This is a genomic window from Bradyrhizobium sp. B025 (assembly GCF_042257955.1).
Lineage (GTDB): Bacteria > Pseudomonadota > Alphaproteobacteria > Rhizobiales > Xanthobacteraceae > Bradyrhizobium > Bradyrhizobium diazoefficiens.
On sequence record NZ_CP170150.1, the window covers coordinates 79,330 to 94,514 of the forward strand.

Genomic DNA, 15,185 nt, shown 5'->3' on the forward strand with positions numbered 1-15,185 from the left:
GCGCCGGGCGTGGAGCCGTATGCGCCGCGGCGCGGCCATCCCGCGAGGTGGCAAATTCAAACGGAAGCGGCCGGCCCGAGGGGGATCCCGGGCCAGCCAATCCGCCGTTTGATCAGACGACCGTCAGGCGAACGTCGACATTGCCGCGCGTGGCATTGGAATAGGGGCACACCTGGTGCGCCTTCGCGACCAGCGCCTCGGCTTCGGCACGGGCGAGGCCCGGCAGCGAGACGGCGAGGTCGATGTCGAGGCCGAAGCCGCCTTCGGAGCGCGGGCCGATGCCGACGGTCGAGGTGACGGTGGCGTCGGCGGGAACCTTGGGGCCGCCCTGCGAGGCCACGAACTTCATCGCGCCGATGAAGCAGGCGGCGTAGCCGGCCGCAAACAGCTGCTCGGGATTGTTGCCGGCGCCGCCGCCGCCGCCGAGCTCCTTCGGCGTGGTGAGCTTGACGTCGAGCGCGCCGTCGAGGGTCGCAGCATGGCCGTCGCGGCCGCCGGTGGCTTTTGCGCTGGTCTTGTAAAGGACGTTCACGGACATTTTCGTCTCCCTGGGTTTCGGTGGGGTGCGATGTCTATCGCAGACAATTAGATTGTGCACAATTGAAATTGCGACGTCTCACATTTAATTGTTCGCAATTGAATGTACGGCGGCGCGGCCCCACAATGCGGACAAACCTCGTGAGATTCTCCATGGCTCGGAAACCATCGGCAGCGGACGCGCCGCTGCGGCTCGACAACCAGATCTGCTTCGCGGTCTATTCGGCCGCGCACGCCTTCAATCGCGTCTACAAGCCGCTGCTCGACCGCCTCGGCCTGACCTATCCGCAATATCTGGTGATGCTGGTGCTGTGGGAGCGCGACGACGTGCCGGTCAAGGACATCGGGGAGAGGCTGTTTCTGGATTCGGGCACGCTGACGCCGCTGCTGAAGCGCCTCGAGGCCGCCCACCTCGTCAAGCGCACCCGCTCGAGCGAGGACGAGCGCCAGGTGCTGATCGCGCTGACGCCGCAGGGCCACGCGCTGAAAGACAAGGCGCGCGCCGTGCCGCAGTCGATCCTGGCGGCGTCGGACTGCTCGGTGTCGGAGCTGGTGGCGATGAAAGACGAGATCGTCGCGCTGCGCGACCGGCTCAATGCGGTGATCGGGGAGTAGTTGAGATTTAATTCAAAGCCCGCCTTCGCCCTGCGGGCTTCGGCGCGGCAGCCCTCGCTTCGCGAAGGCTGGTGGAGCCAGGCGGGATCGAACCGCCGACCTCTTGCATGCCATGCAAGCGCTCTCCCAGCTGAGCTATGGCCCCTTAAGTCTTCCAGTGGGGAGGATCCTGGGGGATCCGTCCCGGCCGGCGAGCCCTAGGCGACTCGCGCGGTGCACCCTTTTTCACAGATCAGGGCTGATCTCAAGTCTCTTCATCGCCCCCGACATCACCAATGATGTCGGTAACGTCCTCATCGCCCTCTTCTTCGTCGGCGATGAAGGTCGAATCATCGTCATCGTCGTCGTCGAGGGTCTCGTCGACCTCGATATCGTCCTCCGATTCGGGCACGACGGCCTTAACCTTGCCGGTGTTCTCCTCGGCATCGGCCTCCTCGAGGGAGACCAATTCCTCGGCCTCCGCCGGCTCCGGCGTGGTGTCCGCGGCCGCTGCGTGGCGAGCTTCGGCGCCGCGAGTCGTGCGCGCAGGCGCCACGGGCGCGATCGGGACCACTTCGCCGGTATAGGGCGAGATCACCGGATTCTTGTTGAGGTCATAGAACTTCTTGCCCGTGGTCGGGCAAATACGTTTGGTTCCGAGTTCGGACTTGGCCACGGCAGAGGAATCCTGGGAATGTCTGAAAAGCGGTGTTTCACTTGGCTAGTTGGCGGCCCGCTGTCAATAGCGCATTACGGGAGAAAGACATGCCGGTGACGGGGCGCGGACCATGTGGTACCTGCGCCCCAGCTCTCCGGAGCACATCCAAGGACACAATCTTGACCCATTCCGACCAACCGAGGCCGCTTCAGTCGCGCGCAAACGGTCCCCTGACCGGGAAAGTACGGGTGCCCGGGGACAAGTCGATCTCCCACCGCGCCCTCATCCTGGGTGCGCTCGCGGTCGGCGAGACCCGGATTTCGGGCCTGCTGGAGGGCGAGGACGTCCTCAACACCGCCAAATCCATGCAGGCGCTGGGTGCCAGCGTCGAGCGCACCGGCGATTTCGCCTGGAAGGTGCAGGGCGTGGGCGTCGCAGGCTTCGCCCAGCCCAAGGCGGCGCTGGATTTCGGCAACTCCGGCACCGGCTGCCGGCTGGTCATGGGCGCCGTCGCCGGCTGCCCGATCTCGGCGGTTTTCGACGGCGACGCCTCGTTGCGCAGCCGTCCCATGCGCCGGATTCTGGACCCGCTCGAGAAGATGGGCGCCCGGGTCGTCTCCGGCGGCGAGGGCGGCCGTCTGCCGCTGACCCTCCAGGGCGCGCGCGATCCGCTGCCGATCACCTACAAGACCCCGGTCGCCTCGGCTCAGATCAAATCCGCCGTGCTGCTCGCGGGCCTCGCCGCCCCGGGCACCACCACGGTCATCGAGAGCGAGGCCAGTCGCGACCACACCGAGCTGATGCTGAAGCACTTCGGCGCCGACATCACCTCCACCAAGGAGGGCCAGCACGGCCGCCGCATCACCCTCGTGGGCCAGCCCGAGCTGCATGGCGCCAATGTCGTGGTGCCCGCCGATCCCTCCTCGGCGGCCTTCCCGGTCGTTGCGGCGCTGATCGCCGAGGGCTCCGATGTCGTGCTGTCGGATGTCATGACCAATCCGCTGCGCACCGGCCTGTTCACCACGCTGCGCGAAATGGGCGCTTCAATCGAGGAGAGCGAGGTGCGCGGCGATGCCGGCGAGCCGATGGCGCAGCTGCGCGTGCGCGCGTCAAAGCTGCGCGGCGTCGAGGTGCCGCCGGAGCGCGCGCCGGCGATGATCGACGAATATCTCGTGCTGGCGGTGGCTGCCTCCTTCGCCGAAGGCACGACCATCATGCGCGGCCTGCAGGAGCTGCGCGTCAAGGAATCCGATCGCCTGCAGGCCACCGCCGAGATGCTGCGCGTCAACGGCGTCAAGGTCGAGGTCTCCGGCGACGATCTGATCGTCCAGGGCCGCGGTCACGTTCCGGGTGGTGGCACCGTCGCCACCCACATGGACCATCGCATCGCGATGTCCGCGCTGGTGATGGGCTGCGCCTCCGACCAGCCCGTGACCGTCGACGACACCGCCTTCATCGCCACCAGTTTCCCGGATTTCATTCCGATGATGCGTTCGCTTGGGGCCGAGTTTTCATGATTATCGCCATCGACGGGCCCGCGGCCTCGGGCAAGGGGACGCTCGGCAAGCGTCTCGCTCATCATTACGGTTATCGTCATCTTGATACCGGCGTGATCTATCGCGCGGTCGCCTATGCCCTGATGCAATCGGGCCACGATCTCCGCGACGAGGCGGCCGCGGTTGCGGCGGCGCTGGAATTGGATCCGGAAAAGTTCGGCGATCCCGCCCTGAAGACCCAGAAGGTCGGAGAGGGCGCCTCGATCGTCTCGGCGATCCCAAGGGTTCGCGAGGTCCTGGTCAATTTCCAGCGGCAATTCGCCGCCGATCCGCCGGGAGCGGTGCTGGACGGCCGGGACATTGGAACCGTGATCTGCCCCCATGCCGACGTGAAGATCTTTGTCGTGGCGGACCCCAAGGTCCGCGCCCGCCGCCGCACCATGGAGGCCAAGGCGCGGGGCGAGGCGGCGGACGAGGCGGCCGTGCTCGCCGACATCATCCAGCGCGACGAACGCGACAAGAACCGGCCGATTGCGCCGCTGAAACCCGCACCCGATGCTTACTTGCTAGATAACTCCCAACTGGATATAGAAGGCGGCGTCCGGGCCGCCATCGACATTATCGAGGCCGTCCGAGCGGGCCGGTCGCGGGGTTAAGCCGCAGCCGTCATTGGAGGAAGCGCCCGCTCCCGCTCTTTGAGGTCGATACCCCGGTCCGCCTGTTTCGGGACCGGTGCGATCGAGGCTCCGGACAAAGATTTCCACGTATCGAACGCGCGGGCCTCAGCCGGCCCGCTTCCGCCGTTCCGGTGCCAGCCGGGGCAGCAAGCGGTCGCTCGAAGGTCTTGCGGACCTTCCGACACTGCGCGTGCGATGCGCCCATGAACCCAACGGCCGGCAAGACATCCGCAACTGGAGAACAAATGGCTTCGACTTCTGCTGATACCTATAGCCCCTCGCGTGACGATTTCGCCGCGATGCTCGACGAGTCCTTCGCAGGTGGCAACCTGCAGGAAAGCTCCGTCGTCAAGGGCAAGGTGGTTGCAATTGAAAAGGACATGGCCGTCATCGACGTCGGCCTGAAGACCGAGGGCCGCGTCGCCCTGCGCGAATTTTCCGGCCCCGGCCGTGACAGCGAGATCAAGGTCGGCGACGAGGTGGAAGTGTTCCTCGATCGCATCGAGAACGCCCTCGGCGAAGCCGTGCTGTCGCGCGACAAGGCGCGCCGCGAAGAGAGCTGGGGCAAGCTCGAGAAGGCGTTCCAGAACAACGAGAAGGTCAACGGCGTCATCTTCAACCAGGTCAAGGGCGGCTTCACCGTCGACCTCGACGGTGCCGTGGCCTTCCTGCCGCGCTCGCAGGTCGACATCCGTCCGATCCGCGACGTTGCGCCGCTGATGAACAACTCGCAGCCGTTCCAGATCCTCAAGATGGACCGCCGCCGCGGCAACATCGTCGTCTCCCGCCGCACGGTGCTGGAAGAGACCCGCGCCGAGCAGCGCCAGGAGCTGGTGCAGAACCTCGAAGAGGGGCAGGTCATCGACGGCGTGGTCAAGAACATCACCGACTACGGTGCGTTCGTTGATCTCGGCGGCATCGACGGCCTGCTGCACGTCACCGACATCGCGTGGCGCCGCGTCAACCACCCGACCGAGGTGCTCTCGATCGGCCAGACCGTGAAGGTCAAGATCATCAAGATCAACCACGAGACGCACCGCATCTCGCTGGGCATGAAGCAGCTGCTGGACGATCCGTGGCAGGGCATCGAAGCCAAGTACCCGCTGGGTGCCCGCTTCACCGGCCGCGTCACCAACATCACCGACTACGGTGCGTTCGTCGAGCTCGAGCCGGGCATCGAAGGCCTGATCCACGTCTCCGAGATGTCGTGGACCAAGAAGAACATGCACCCCGGCAAGATCGTCTCGACCTCGCAGGAAGTCGAAGTGCAGGTGCTCGAAGTCGATTCCGTCAAGCGCCGCATCTCGCTCGGCCTCAAGCAGACCATGCGCAACCCCTGGGAGGTCTTCGTCGAAGGTCACCCGACCGGTTCGGTGGTCGAGGGCGAGGTCAAGAACAAGACCGAGTTCGGTCTGTTCCTGGGTCTCGAGGGCGACGTCGACGGCATGGTCCACCTCTCCGACCTCGACTGGAAGCTTCCGGGCGAGCAGGTGATCGACAACTACAAGAAGGGCGACATGGTGAAGGCCGTGGTGCTCGATGTGGACGTCGAGAAGGAGCGTATCTCGCTCGGCATCAAGCAGCTCGAAGGCGACCCCTTCGCCGAGCCGGGCGATGTCAAGAAGGGCGCGGTCGTGACCTGCGAAGTGCTCGAAGTGAAGGAGAGCGGTATCGAGGTGAAGATCGCCGGTACCGACTTCACCACCTTCATCAAGCGCTCGGAGCTCGCGCGTGACCGCAACGACCAGCGCGCCGAACGCTTTGCCGTCGGCGAGAAGGTCGATGCCCGCGTGATCCAGTTCGACAAGAAGGCCCGCAAGGTCCAGGTGTCGATCAAGGCGCTCGAAGTCGCCGAAGAGAAGGAAGCCATCGCGCAGTACGGCTCCTCCGATTCGGGTGCGACGCTCGGCGACATCCTCGGCACCGCGCTCAAGAACCGCGACAGCAAGTAAGCGAAACGTTCGTTTCGCTGACATCAAAGCCCCGGCGTGAGCCGGGGCTTTTTTGTTGCTCCATACTCAACTGTCGTCCCGGACAAGCGCGCTCAAAGCGCGCGTAGATCCGGGACCCATCACCACAAGGAGCGGTCTGGCGCGAGCTGGTAACTCCAAGTCTTCGCCAAACTCAATTCTGTGGGTATGGATCCCGGGTCAGCGCTCTGCGTCGCGGCGCTTGTCCGGGATGACGAGAAGCCTGTGACGGGGGCTCGGCCCGACCAGCACCAGCCTTGTTTTCTTCAAATTGCGCCGCAATTGATGTATCCAGATAAGCCGTTGGTCACGCCGTGACGGCACAACGCGCCTAGTCTTTCATTTGGAGATATTCCGATGTCGCTCGATTCGGACATCATCGTCGATCGCCGCAGGATCCGCCGCAAGCTGACGTTCTGGCGCGTCATGGCCGCGCTGATCGCGATCGCGGCGATTGCGGGCTTCGCGCTGATTGCGACGCCCGGCGCACGCGGCACGTTCGCAGCCGCCGGCTCGATTGCGCGGGTCCAGATCGACGGCCTGATCCGCAGCGATTCCGATCGCACGCAGGCGCTGGAGCGGCTGGAGAATTCGCAGGCTGCCGCCGTCATCGTTCACATCAACTCACCGGGCGGCACCACCGCAGGCTCCGAACAGCTCTACGACTCGCTGGTCCGGCTCAAGGCGAAGAAGCCCCTCGTCGTCGTGGTCGAGGGCCTTGCCGCCTCCGGCGGCTACATCACAGCGATCGCGAGCGACCACATCATCGCGCAGCAGAGCTCGCTGGTCGGCTCGATCGGTGTGCTGTTCCAGTACCCCAACGTCACCGAGCTCCTGAAGACCATCGGCGTCAAGGTCGAGGAGGTAAAATCCTCGCCGCTGAAGGCCGCGCCCAACGGTTTTGAGCCGACCAGTCCCGAGGCGCGGGCCGCGCTCGACGCGCTGGTGAAGGACTCCTACGCCTGGTTCAAGGGACTGGTGAAGGAACGGCGTGGCATGGACGACACGCAGCTCGAGAAAGTGGCCGACGGCCGCGTCTTCACCGGACGCCAGGCGATCGATCTCAAGCTGATCGACCAGATCGGCGACGAGAAGACGGCGGTGACCTGGCTGGTCGAGCAGAAGGGCGTCAAGAAGGGACTTTCGGTGCGCGACTACAAGCTTCAGTCGCGCTTCGGCGACCTGCCGTTCCTCAAGACGGCCGCTGCAGTGACGCTGGAAGCGCTGGGTTTAGGCTCGATTGCGCATCAAATCGGGCAAACCGGCGTCGCGCAGGCCGTCGACCGGTTCGGAATGGATGGAATGCTGGCCTTGTGGCAGCCGGCTGCGTCAAACTGACTGGGACAGGCGAGCACTTAAGGGTTTTCTCGCCTGGCGAGTGTCGGGGCAGCCTGCTTTTTTGGCATTTGTCACGCATTTTCACGACGCTCAACCTTGATTTAGCGTCTTGACAGATCACGGTATTTTCACGGAAATGGTCATCCGCACGCTTCCGGGTCCTATCTCTCGATGATCAAATCCGAACTTGTTCAGCGTATCGCCGAGCACAACCCGCATCTGTACCAGCGGGATGTCGAGAACATTGTGAATGCGATTCTCGAAGAGATCGTAGCGGCTCTCGCACGCGGTGATCGCGTCGAGTTGCGCGGCTTCGGTGCCTTCTCGGTCAAGCATCGCCCTGCACGCGCCGGGCGTAATCCGCGCACCGGCGCCCATGTACCCGTCGATCAGAAGAGCGTTCCGTTCTTCAAGACCGGCAAGGAAATGCGCGAGCGGCTGAACCGCGACCATCCGGATCCCGGCGCGGCAGACTGAGGCCGGCGTCAGGGTTTCCCGCGGTCGCTCAAGATGCGGCCGGAAGCTTGATTCAAGGCGAGCGAAGCGAGATGCGAAAGTTCCTGACCGCGCTGATCGTGATTCCGCTGGGTCTGATCCTGGTGGTGTTCGCCGTCTCCAACCGGCATTTCGTCACGGTCTCCTTCGATCCCTTTGTCTCCGACGACCCGTCATTGTCGGTCACGCTGCCGCTGTTCCTGCTGCTGATCCTGGTGGCGGCGCTGGGCGTCCTGGCCGGCGGCTGTGCCGTCTGGCTCGGCCAGCGGCACTGGCGCCGCGCGGCCCGTCGGCATGAGGCGGATGCGCGCAGCGCCCGGACCGAACTGGCCGGCTTGCGGGCCCAGACGGCCGCGGCGAAGCCCGATTCCCAGCGCCTCCCCGCCCCCGTCGGGGTGGGCCTTTACGGGCCCGTCGGGCGAGACAAGCAGCGCGCGACGTTGTAGAAGCGGCCGCAACCGAAAACCCTGCTTTCCGGCCGCGGAGTTGCGGCCTTTACCTGCTTTGAGACCATGTCCCTGCTCGTCAAAATCTGCGGCCTGTCCACGCGCGAGACGCTCGAAACAGCGCTCGACGCGGGCGCCGACATGGTGGGGTTCGTGTTCTTTCCGCCGTCGCCCCGGCATCTGTCGCTGGAGCTTGGCCGCGATCTCGGCCGCCAGGTGAATCGGCGCGCGCTCAAGGTTGCGCTCACGGTCGATGCCGATGACGCCACGCTCGACAACATCATGGACGCGCTGTCGCCGGACATTTTCCAGCTCCATGGCAAGGAGACCGTCGCGCGGCTGCGCGACATCAAGCAGCGGTTCGGCCGCCCCGTGATGAAGGCGGTGCCGGTCGCAACCTCAGCCGATCTTGCCGTGCTGCCCGGCTACGCCGCGGTCGCCGACCGCATCCTGTTCGATGCGCGCGCGCCGAAAGACGCGACGCGGCCCGGCGGCCTGGGCGCGCCGTTCGACTGGCACCTGCTCGAAAACCTCGATCTGAACCTGCCCTACATGGTCTCGGGCGGGCTTCACGCCGACAACGTTGCGGAGGCCCTTCGCATCACCCGCGCCGGCGGCGTCGACGTGTCCTCCGGTGTCGAGAGCGCTCCCGGCGTCAAGGATCCCGAGCTGATCAAGGCCTTCATCCGCGCCGCGCGCGCCACCCAAGATGCAAGTCAAGAGTTGAGCGTCCGATGAACATCGCCAAACCAAACTCCTACCGCAGCGGGCCCGACGAGCGCGGTCATTTCGGCATCTTCGGCGGACGCTTCGTCGCCGAAACGCTGATGCCGCTGATCCTCGATCTGGAGAAGGCCTACACCGCGGCCAAGGCCGATCCGGCCTTCCAGGCCGAGATGAACGGCTATCTCAAGAACTATGTCGGCCGGCCCTCGCCACTCTATTTCGCCGAGCGTCTCACCGAGCATCTCGGCGGCGCCAAGATCTACCTCAAGCGCGAAGAGCTCAACCACACCGGCTCGCACAAGGTGAACAACGTGCTCGGCCAGATCATGCTGGCGCGGCGCATGGGCAAGAAGCGCATCATCGCCGAGACCGGCGCCGGCCAGCACGGCGTCGCCACCGCGACGCTGTGCGCGCGCTTCGGCCTCGAATGCGTGGTCTATATGGGCGCCGTCGACGTCGAGCGGCAGCAGCCCAACGTGATCCGCATGGAGATGCTGGGCGCAAAGGTGGTCCCGGTGCAGTCGGGCACGCGCACGCTGAAGGACGCCATGAACGAGGCGCTGCGCGACTGGGTCACCAACGTGCACAACACGTTCTATTGCATCGGCACGGTCGCGGGCCCGCATCCCTATCCGACGCTGGTGCGCGACTTCCAGTCGATCATCGGCAACGAGACCAAGGCGCAGATGCAGGAGGTCGAAGGCCGCCTGCCGGATTCGCTGGTCGCCTGCATCGGCGGCGGCTCGAATGCGATGGGCCTGTTCCATCCCTTCCTCGACGATCCCTCCGTCGAGATTTTCGGCGTCGAAGCCGCGGGCCATGGACTCACGCAGCTGCATGCGGCTTCGATCGCAGGCGGCCGTCCCGGCGTGCTGCACGGCAACCGCACCTATCTGCTGATGGACGCGGACGGCCAGATCCAGGATGCCCATTCGATCTCGGCCGGTCTCGACTATCCCGGCATCGGCCCCGAGCATTCCTGGCTGCACGAGATCGGCCGCGTGAATTATCTCTCCGCGACCGACGACGAGGCGCTCGCTGCGTTCCAGCTGCTGTCAAAGCTGGAAGGCATCATCCCGGCGCTCGAGCCCGCGCATGCCATCGCCAAGGTGATGGAGCTCGCGCCGGAGCGCGCAAAAGATCACCTGATGGTCGTCAATCTCTCCGGCCGCGGCGACAAGGACGTCCCGCAGGTCGGCGACATCCTGAGGGGCAAGAGCAAGTGACCACGCGTATCGACATCCGTTTTGCCGAGCTTGCGAAGCAGGGCCGCTCGGCCTTCGTGACCTTCCTGATGGCCGGCGATCCGGATCCCGCCACCTCGCTCGAGATCATCAAGGCGCTGCCGAAGTCCGGCGCCGACGTGATCGAGATCGGCATGCCTTTCACCGATCCGATGGCCGACGGTCCGTCGATCCAGGCGGCGGGCCTGCGCGCGCTCAAGGCCGGCATGACGCTGAAGAAGACGCTCGAGCTCGTGCGCGGCTTCCGCAAGGACGACAATGCGACGCCGATCGTGCTGATGGGCTATTACAACCCGATCTACATCTACGGCGTCGACAAGTTCCTTGTCGATGCCAAGACCGCCGGCGTCGACGGCCTCATCATCGTCGATCTGCCGCCGGAGGAGGACGACGAGCTCTGCCTGCCCGCGATGAAGGCCGGCCTGAACTTCATTCGCCTGGCGACGCCGACGACCGACGACAAGCGCCTGCCGGCCGTGCTCGCCAACACCTCGGGCTTCGTCTACTACGTCTCGATCACCGGCATCACCGGTGCTGCGGCGGCGGATTCCTCGGCGGTGAGCGAAGCGGTTGCCCGCATCAAGCGTCACACCAAGCTGCCGGTCTGCGTCGGCTTCGGCATCCGCACGCCGGAGACCGCGCGCGCCATCGCCTCGCATGCGAATGGCGCGGTGGTCGGCACGGCGCTGGTCGATGCGCTCAAGAACAGCCTCGATGCGGACGGCCGGGCCACCGCCAAAACCGTTAACGCCGTCGCCGAACTGACGGCATCCCTGGCCCAAGGCGTCAAAGGCGCACAACAGGCGGCGGAATAGGCCATAATTCCGCTATTGGGGCGGACGACGCGGCGGCTTGCCGGGGCAAGGTCCGGCAGCCATATATCCCTTCAGGCGATCCCCGGAGCGGGATCGCACATCGGAGCAAACCATGAACTGGCTTACCAATGTGGTCCGGCCGAAGATCCGCAACATGCTGCGGCGGGAGACGCCGGAGAATTTGTGGATCAAGTGTCCGGATTCCGGGCAGCTCGTGTTCTACAAGGACGTCGAGGCCAACCAGTTCGTCATTCCCGGCTCGAACTACCACATGCGCATGGGCGCGGTGGCGCGTCTGAAGTCGATCTTCGACAACGAGACCTGGTACGACGTCGCGCTGCCCGAGGTCACGCCGGATCCGCTCAAGTTCCGTGACGAGAAGAAATACGTCGACCGCATCAAGGATGCCCGCGCGCGAACTAACCTCAACGACGCGATCAAGGTCGGCTATGGCAAGCTCGAAGGCGCCGCCGTCGTCATCGCCGTGCAGGATTTCGACTTCATGGGCGGCTCGCTCGGCATGGCCGCGGGCGAGGCCATCGTGCGTGGGCTCGAACTCGCGGTCGAGAAGAAGTCGCCGTTCATCGTGTTCGCCGCATCAGGCGGCGCGCGCATGCAGGAAGGCATCCTGTCGCTGATGCAGATGCCGCGCACGACCGTCGCGGTTCAGATGCTGCGCGAAGCAAAACAGCCCTATATCGTCGTGCTGACCAACCCGACCACCGGCGGCGTCACCGCCTCCTACGCGATGCTGGGCGACGTGCAGATCGCCGAGCCCGGCGCGCTGATCGGCTTTGCCGGCGCGCGCGTGATCGAGCAGACCATCCGCGAGAAGCTCCCGGAAGGCTTCCAGCGCGCCGAGTACCTGAAAGAGCACGGCATGGTCGACATGGTCGTGCATCGTCACGATTTGCGCCCGACCCTGGCACGGCTCTGTCGCCTGTTGACCAAGGCACCGGCGCTGGAGACCGCGTCGAAATCGGTGCAGCCTGTCGTCAGCCCGGCGCAGATCGTATCGGCTTCCGAGACGGCGCCGGCCGCGCCGCACGCGTGAACGCGTCTCCTGACAGCGCAAAGCCGCCGCTCGACGAATTGATCGGGCGGCTGTCGGCCCTGCATCAGAAGCGCATCGATCTCGGGCTGGAGCGGATGCATCGTCTGCTCGATCGACTCGGCCACCCCGAACGCAAGCTGCCCCCGGTGATCCACATCGCCGGCACCAATGGCAAGGGCTCGACGCTCGCTTATCTGCGCGCGACGCTGGAAGCGGCAGACCTGCGCGTCCACGCCTACACCTCGCCCTATCTGGTCCGCATCAACGAATGTTTTCGGCTCGGTCGCCTCGGTGGCGGCGTGCTGGTCGGCGACGACGAACTGCGCGCCGCACTGGAAGAGGTCGAGCGCGTCAATGCCGGCGAGCCTGCGACCGTGTTCGAGCTGAAGACGGCCGCCGCGTTTCATCTGTTCGCGCAGAATCCGGCCGATGCGGTGCTGCTCGAGGTCGGCCTTGGCGGCCGCCTCGATTCGACCAATGTGGTCGATACGCCGGCGGCCACTGTGATCACGCCCGTTAGCATGGACCACACGGACTTCCTCGGCGATACGCTGACCTCCATCGCCGGCGAAAAGGCCGCGATCATCAAGCGCGGCGTGCCCGTGGTTTGCGCCGAGCAGTCACCGGAGGCGATGGCCGTGATCGAGGCGCAGGCCAAGCGCATGCGCGCGCCGCTGTTTGCCGCGAACGAGAGCTGGCACGTCAATGTCGAGCATGGGCGCCTGGTTTATTCCGACGATCGCGGCCTGATGGATCTCGCCGCGCCGCGCCTGTTCGGCCGCCACCAGTTCGACAATGCCGGGCTTGCGATCGCGACATTGCGCGCGATTTCGACGTTCAAGGTCAACCAGGCGGCGTTCGAGGCCGGCATCGTCGGCGCCGAATGGCCGGCGCGGATGCAGCGCATCACCTCGGGCGAGCTGCTCTCCTGGGGACCGCAGGGCTCGGAGATCTGGCTCGACGGCGGGCACAATGCGGAAGGCGGGCGCGTTGCGGCGGCCGCGCTCGGCGATCTCGAGGAACGGGTGTCGCGGCCGCTGGTCGTGATCGCGGGCATGATGGCCAACAAGGATGCGCAGGCCTTCCTCGCCAATTTCGCCGGCCTCACCCGTCACATCATCGCGGTGCCAATTCCCGACACCGAGAATGCGATGCCGGCCGACCGCCTCGCGGACGCCGCGCGCAGCCTCGGCATGCGGGTCGAGCCCGCGCCGGGCATCGAGGCCGCGCTGCGCGCGCTGTCGAAGCTCGCCTACGAGGTGCCGCCGCGCATCCTGATCACGGGCTCGCTCTATCTCGCCGGCCACGTGCTCGGCATCAACGGCACGCCTCCTGCATAGCGGTTGCGTCACCCGGATGGAGCGAAGCGCAATCCGGGATCGTGCCGCAAGCCATGATGGCCCCGGATTGCGCTTCGCTCCGTCAGGGCTACGACAGGAATGCCAATGCGTTTTGCCGCGATTGCCGACATTCACGGAAACCATCTCGCGCTGGAGGCGGTGCTTGCCGACATCCGCGCCCAGGGCATCGCCGACCTCGTCAATCTCGGCGACATGCTGAGCGGTCCGCTCGACGCGCGCCGGACCATCGAGATCCTGATGAATCTCGACGCCGTGCATGTGCTCGGCAATCACGACCGCTACCTGCTCGACCGTCCGCCGGAGAAGATGGGCTCGTGGGATCGTCCCGCCCATGCGGCGCTGAATGCCGTGCAACTCGATTGGCTGCGGGCGCAGCCGATGACGCGCGTGTTTCGCGACCGGGTCTTCCTCTGCCATGCGACGCCCGAGAACGACGAGGTCTATTGGCTCGATACCGTGCATCCCGACGGCACGGTGGCGCTATCGCCGCTCGACCGCATCGAGCAGTTCGCGCAAGGCATCACGCAGTCCCTGATCCTCTGCGCCCACACCCATCTCGCCCGCACGGTGCGGCTTCGTGACGGCCGGCTGATCGTCAATTCCGGCAGCGTCGGTAGCCCGGGCTATCGCGACAAGCATCCGTTCCCGCATGTCGTCGAGGCCGGCACGCCGCACGCGCGCTACGCGATCCTCGAACTCGTCGATGCTGCTTGGCAAGTGACCTTCCGCCATGTCGTCTATGATCACGAGGCGATGGCCGCGCTCGCACGCCGCAACAATCAGCCGGAGCTCGCGAACGCGCTCGCGACGGGATGGATCAAGTAGCGCCGCTTCGCTCCATCCGGGCGGCGGGTTTGACTCCTTGATAAGGGCGCTTGTTATAAGCGTACATATCAAAGTGGGAGCGCGCCATGGACGACGGCCATGTCTGGCGAAACGAATATACCATCGAGACGTCTGCAACCGCAGAGACGATCTGGGGCATCTTTCGCGATGTCCCCGGCTGGAAAAACTGGAATGCGGGTATCGAGCAGATCGACATCGACGGGCCATTCGCGGCCGGCACTTGGTTCACGATGAAGCCCCCCGGCGAGGAGACGCTACGCTCGCAACTGATCGAGGTTCGCGAGAACGTGTGCTTCATCGATGAAACGCGAGTCGGCGATCTCGTCATCACAGTCGCCCATCGCATCGAACCGCTTGGCGATTCTCCTGGACCGGCGCGCACGCGCATCGTTTACGCCGCGGACGCGCGAGGGCCGCAAGCGTCCGAGATCGGTCCGGCTGTCGCGTCGGACTTTCCCGATGTTCTCGCCAGTCTCGCCAAACTTGCCGAAACGAGATCGGCATGATTGCCGCCGACAAAAAACAAAACGGCCGGCGTGTTGCCGGCCGTTGCAGAATTCTCAGTTACTCGCGAGGCGGATCACACCGCCGACGTGATCCACTGCTGCAGCTTCGCCTTCGGCGCCGCGCCGACCTGGCGGGAGGCCATCTCGCCGCCCTTGAAGATCATCAGGGTCGGGATCGACATCACGCCGTACTTCGACGCGGTCTTCGGGCTCTCGTCGACGTTGAGCTTCACGATCTTGACCTTGTCGCCCATCGCGCCGGCGATCTCGTCGAGGGCGGGCGCGATCATGCGGCAGGGACCGCACCATTCGGCCCAGAAATCGACGACCACAGGGCCGTTCGCCTTGAGCACTTCGGCTTCGAAATCAGTGTCAGAAACCTTGCCAACGGCCATGGGAGTACCTCACTCGGTTGAAAGAAT

General features: G+C 65.3%; 17 protein-coding genes and 1 tRNA gene. 14 read left to right on the forward strand and 4 right to left on the reverse strand.

Translation table 11 applies throughout. The annotated features are described in order from the left end of the window. Positions 1–112 precede the first annotated feature (112 nt). Positions 113–538, reverse strand: coding sequence for an organic hydroperoxide resistance protein (locus ACE10W_RS00385; protein WP_304549960.1), 426 nt, complete (start codon positions 536–538; stop codon positions 113–115). Positions 539–690: 152 nt separating this feature from the next. Between ACE10W_RS00385 and ACE10W_RS00390 the strand changes: the two genes are divergently transcribed. Next, entirely contained in the window at positions 691–1,152 is a 462-nt protein-coding gene (locus ACE10W_RS00390) for a MarR family winged helix-turn-helix transcriptional regulator (protein ID WP_038965150.1), read from the forward strand. 69 nt (positions 1,153–1,221) lie between these two features. On the opposite strand, the gene ACE10W_RS00395 is transcribed toward ACE10W_RS00390, so the two are convergent. Both ACE10W_RS00395 and ACE10W_RS00400 read right to left on the reverse strand, forming a co-directional pair. After that, a tRNA-Ala gene (locus ACE10W_RS00395) sits at positions 1,222–1,297 on the reverse strand. 99 nt (positions 1,298–1,396) lie between these two features. Next, a complete protein-coding gene (locus ACE10W_RS00400; protein WP_011083562.1) occupies positions 1,397–1,807 on the reverse strand; it encodes a TIGR02300 family protein in 411 nt (136 codons plus the stop codon). A gap of 161 nt (positions 1,808–1,968) precedes the next feature. On the opposite strand from ACE10W_RS00400, the gene aroA reads away from it, so the two are divergent. The 13 genes from aroA to ACE10W_RS00465 all read left to right on the forward strand — a co-directional run bounded on the left by aroA (position 1,969) and on the right by ACE10W_RS00465 (position 14,763). Beyond that, positions 1,969–3,306, forward strand: a complete 1,338-nt coding sequence (aroA, locus tag ACE10W_RS00405; RefSeq protein ID WP_304549961.1) for a 3-phosphoshikimate 1-carboxyvinyltransferase — start codon at positions 1,969–1,971, stop codon at positions 3,304–3,306. Continuing rightward, positions 3,303–3,941: a (d)CMP kinase gene (cmk, locus tag ACE10W_RS00410; protein ID WP_011083564.1), complete on the forward strand. Its 639-nt coding sequence runs from the start codon at positions 3,303–3,305 to the stop codon at positions 3,939–3,941. The genes aroA and cmk overlap by 4 nt, the downstream gene beginning before the upstream one ends. A gap of 266 nt (positions 3,942–4,207) precedes the next feature. Beyond that, positions 4,208–5,914: a 30S ribosomal protein S1 gene (gene rpsA, locus ACE10W_RS00415; RefSeq protein ID WP_027546860.1), complete on the forward strand. Its 1,707-nt coding sequence runs from the start codon at positions 4,208–4,210 to the stop codon at positions 5,912–5,914. Between the two features lie 375 nt (positions 5,915–6,289). Next, entirely contained in the window at positions 6,290–7,270 is a 981-nt protein-coding gene (gene sppA, locus ACE10W_RS00420) for a signal peptide peptidase SppA (protein ID WP_028172493.1), read from the forward strand. A gap of 171 nt (positions 7,271–7,441) precedes the next feature. After that, positions 7,442–7,747 carry an integration host factor subunit beta gene (locus ACE10W_RS00425; protein WP_008539997.1) on the forward strand — a complete coding sequence of 102 codons (306 nt, stop codon included), beginning with the start codon at positions 7,442–7,444 and terminating at the stop codon, positions 7,745–7,747. Positions 7,748–7,818: 71 nt separating this feature from the next. Further along, entirely contained in the window at positions 7,819–8,211 is a 393-nt protein-coding gene (locus ACE10W_RS00430) for a lipopolysaccharide assembly protein LapA domain-containing protein (RefSeq protein WP_011083567.1), read from the forward strand. Between the two features lie 66 nt (positions 8,212–8,277). Further along, positions 8,278–8,949, forward strand: a complete 672-nt coding sequence (locus ACE10W_RS00435; RefSeq protein WP_028172494.1) for a phosphoribosylanthranilate isomerase — start codon at positions 8,278–8,280, stop codon at positions 8,947–8,949. Beyond that, positions 8,946–10,163, forward strand: coding sequence for a tryptophan synthase subunit beta (trpB, locus tag ACE10W_RS00440; RefSeq protein ID WP_304549971.1), 1,218 nt, complete (start codon positions 8,946–8,948; stop codon positions 10,161–10,163). Before ACE10W_RS00435 ends, trpB begins: the two co-directional genes overlap by 4 nt. After that, complete coding sequence (gene trpA / locus ACE10W_RS00445; RefSeq protein WP_028172495.1) at positions 10,160–10,996, forward strand: tryptophan synthase subunit alpha; 837 nt, start codon at positions 10,160–10,162, stop codon at positions 10,994–10,996. Before trpB ends, trpA begins: the two co-directional genes overlap by 4 nt. A 112-nt stretch (positions 10,997–11,108) precedes the next feature. After that, on the forward strand, positions 11,109–12,050 hold the full coding sequence (gene accD / locus ACE10W_RS00450) for an acetyl-CoA carboxylase, carboxyltransferase subunit beta (protein ID WP_028172496.1): 942 nt from the start codon (positions 11,109–11,111) through the stop codon (positions 12,048–12,050). Continuing rightward, positions 12,047–13,390 carry a folylpolyglutamate synthase/dihydrofolate synthase family protein gene (locus tag ACE10W_RS00455; RefSeq protein ID WP_304549974.1) on the forward strand — a complete coding sequence of 448 codons (1,344 nt, stop codon included), beginning with the start codon at positions 12,047–12,049 and terminating at the stop codon, positions 13,388–13,390. The genes accD and ACE10W_RS00455 overlap by 4 nt, the downstream gene beginning before the upstream one ends. A 105-nt stretch (positions 13,391–13,495) precedes the next feature. Next, positions 13,496–14,236 (forward strand): metallophosphoesterase, encoded by a 741-nt coding sequence (locus ACE10W_RS00460; protein ID WP_304549976.1) that lies wholly within the window; start codon positions 13,496–13,498, stop codon positions 14,234–14,236. 86 nt (positions 14,237–14,322) lie between these two features. Beyond that, the gene (locus ACE10W_RS00465) at positions 14,323–14,763 is read left to right on the forward strand and encodes an SRPBCC family protein (protein WP_011083574.1); all 441 of its coding nucleotides are present in this window, start codon (positions 14,323–14,325) and stop codon (positions 14,761–14,763) included. A gap of 74 nt (positions 14,764–14,837) precedes the next feature. Here the strand turns inward: ACE10W_RS00465 and trxA are convergent, their stop codons facing one another. Further along, positions 14,838–15,158, reverse strand: a complete 321-nt coding sequence (gene trxA, locus ACE10W_RS00470) for a thioredoxin (RefSeq protein WP_007598398.1) — start codon at positions 15,156–15,158, stop codon at positions 14,838–14,840. Positions 15,159–15,185: the final 27 nt, after the last annotated feature.

Bases quoted from the DNA above. Each gene is read 5' to 3' on its own strand.
- ACE10W_RS00385 (WP_304549960.1), bottom strand. From the start codon at position 538: ATGTCCGTGAACGTCCTTTACAAGACCAGCGCAAAAGCCACCGGCGGC.
- ACE10W_RS00390 (WP_038965150.1), top strand. From the start codon at position 691: ATGGCTCGGAAACCATCGGCAGCGGACGCGCCGCTGCGGCTCGACAAC.
- cmk (WP_011083564.1), top strand. From the start codon at position 3,303: ATGATTATCGCCATCGACGGGCCCGCGGCCTCGGGCAAGGGGACGCTC.
- rpsA (WP_027546860.1), top strand. From the start codon at position 4,208: ATGGCTTCGACTTCTGCTGATACCTATAGCCCCTCGCGTGACGATTTC.
- sppA (WP_028172493.1), top strand. From the start codon at position 6,290: ATGTCGCTCGATTCGGACATCATCGTCGATCGCCGCAGGATCCGCCGC.
- ACE10W_RS00425 (WP_008539997.1), top strand. From the start codon at position 7,442: ATGATCAAATCCGAACTTGTTCAGCGTATCGCCGAGCACAACCCGCAT.
- ACE10W_RS00430 (WP_011083567.1), top strand. From the start codon at position 7,819: ATGCGAAAGTTCCTGACCGCGCTGATCGTGATTCCGCTGGGTCTGATC.
- ACE10W_RS00435 (WP_028172494.1), top strand. From the start codon at position 8,278: ATGTCCCTGCTCGTCAAAATCTGCGGCCTGTCCACGCGCGAGACGCTC.
- trpB (WP_304549971.1), top strand. From the start codon at position 8,946: ATGAACATCGCCAAACCAAACTCCTACCGCAGCGGGCCCGACGAGCGC.
- accD (WP_028172496.1), top strand. From the start codon at position 11,109: ATGAACTGGCTTACCAATGTGGTCCGGCCGAAGATCCGCAACATGCTG.
- ACE10W_RS00460 (WP_304549976.1), top strand. From the start codon at position 13,496: ATGCGTTTTGCCGCGATTGCCGACATTCACGGAAACCATCTCGCGCTG.
- ACE10W_RS00465 (WP_011083574.1), top strand. From the start codon at position 14,323: ATGGACGACGGCCATGTCTGGCGAAACGAATATACCATCGAGACGTCT.
- trxA (WP_007598398.1), bottom strand. From the start codon at position 15,158: ATGGCCGTTGGCAAGGTTTCTGACACTGATTTCGAAGCCGAAGTGCTC.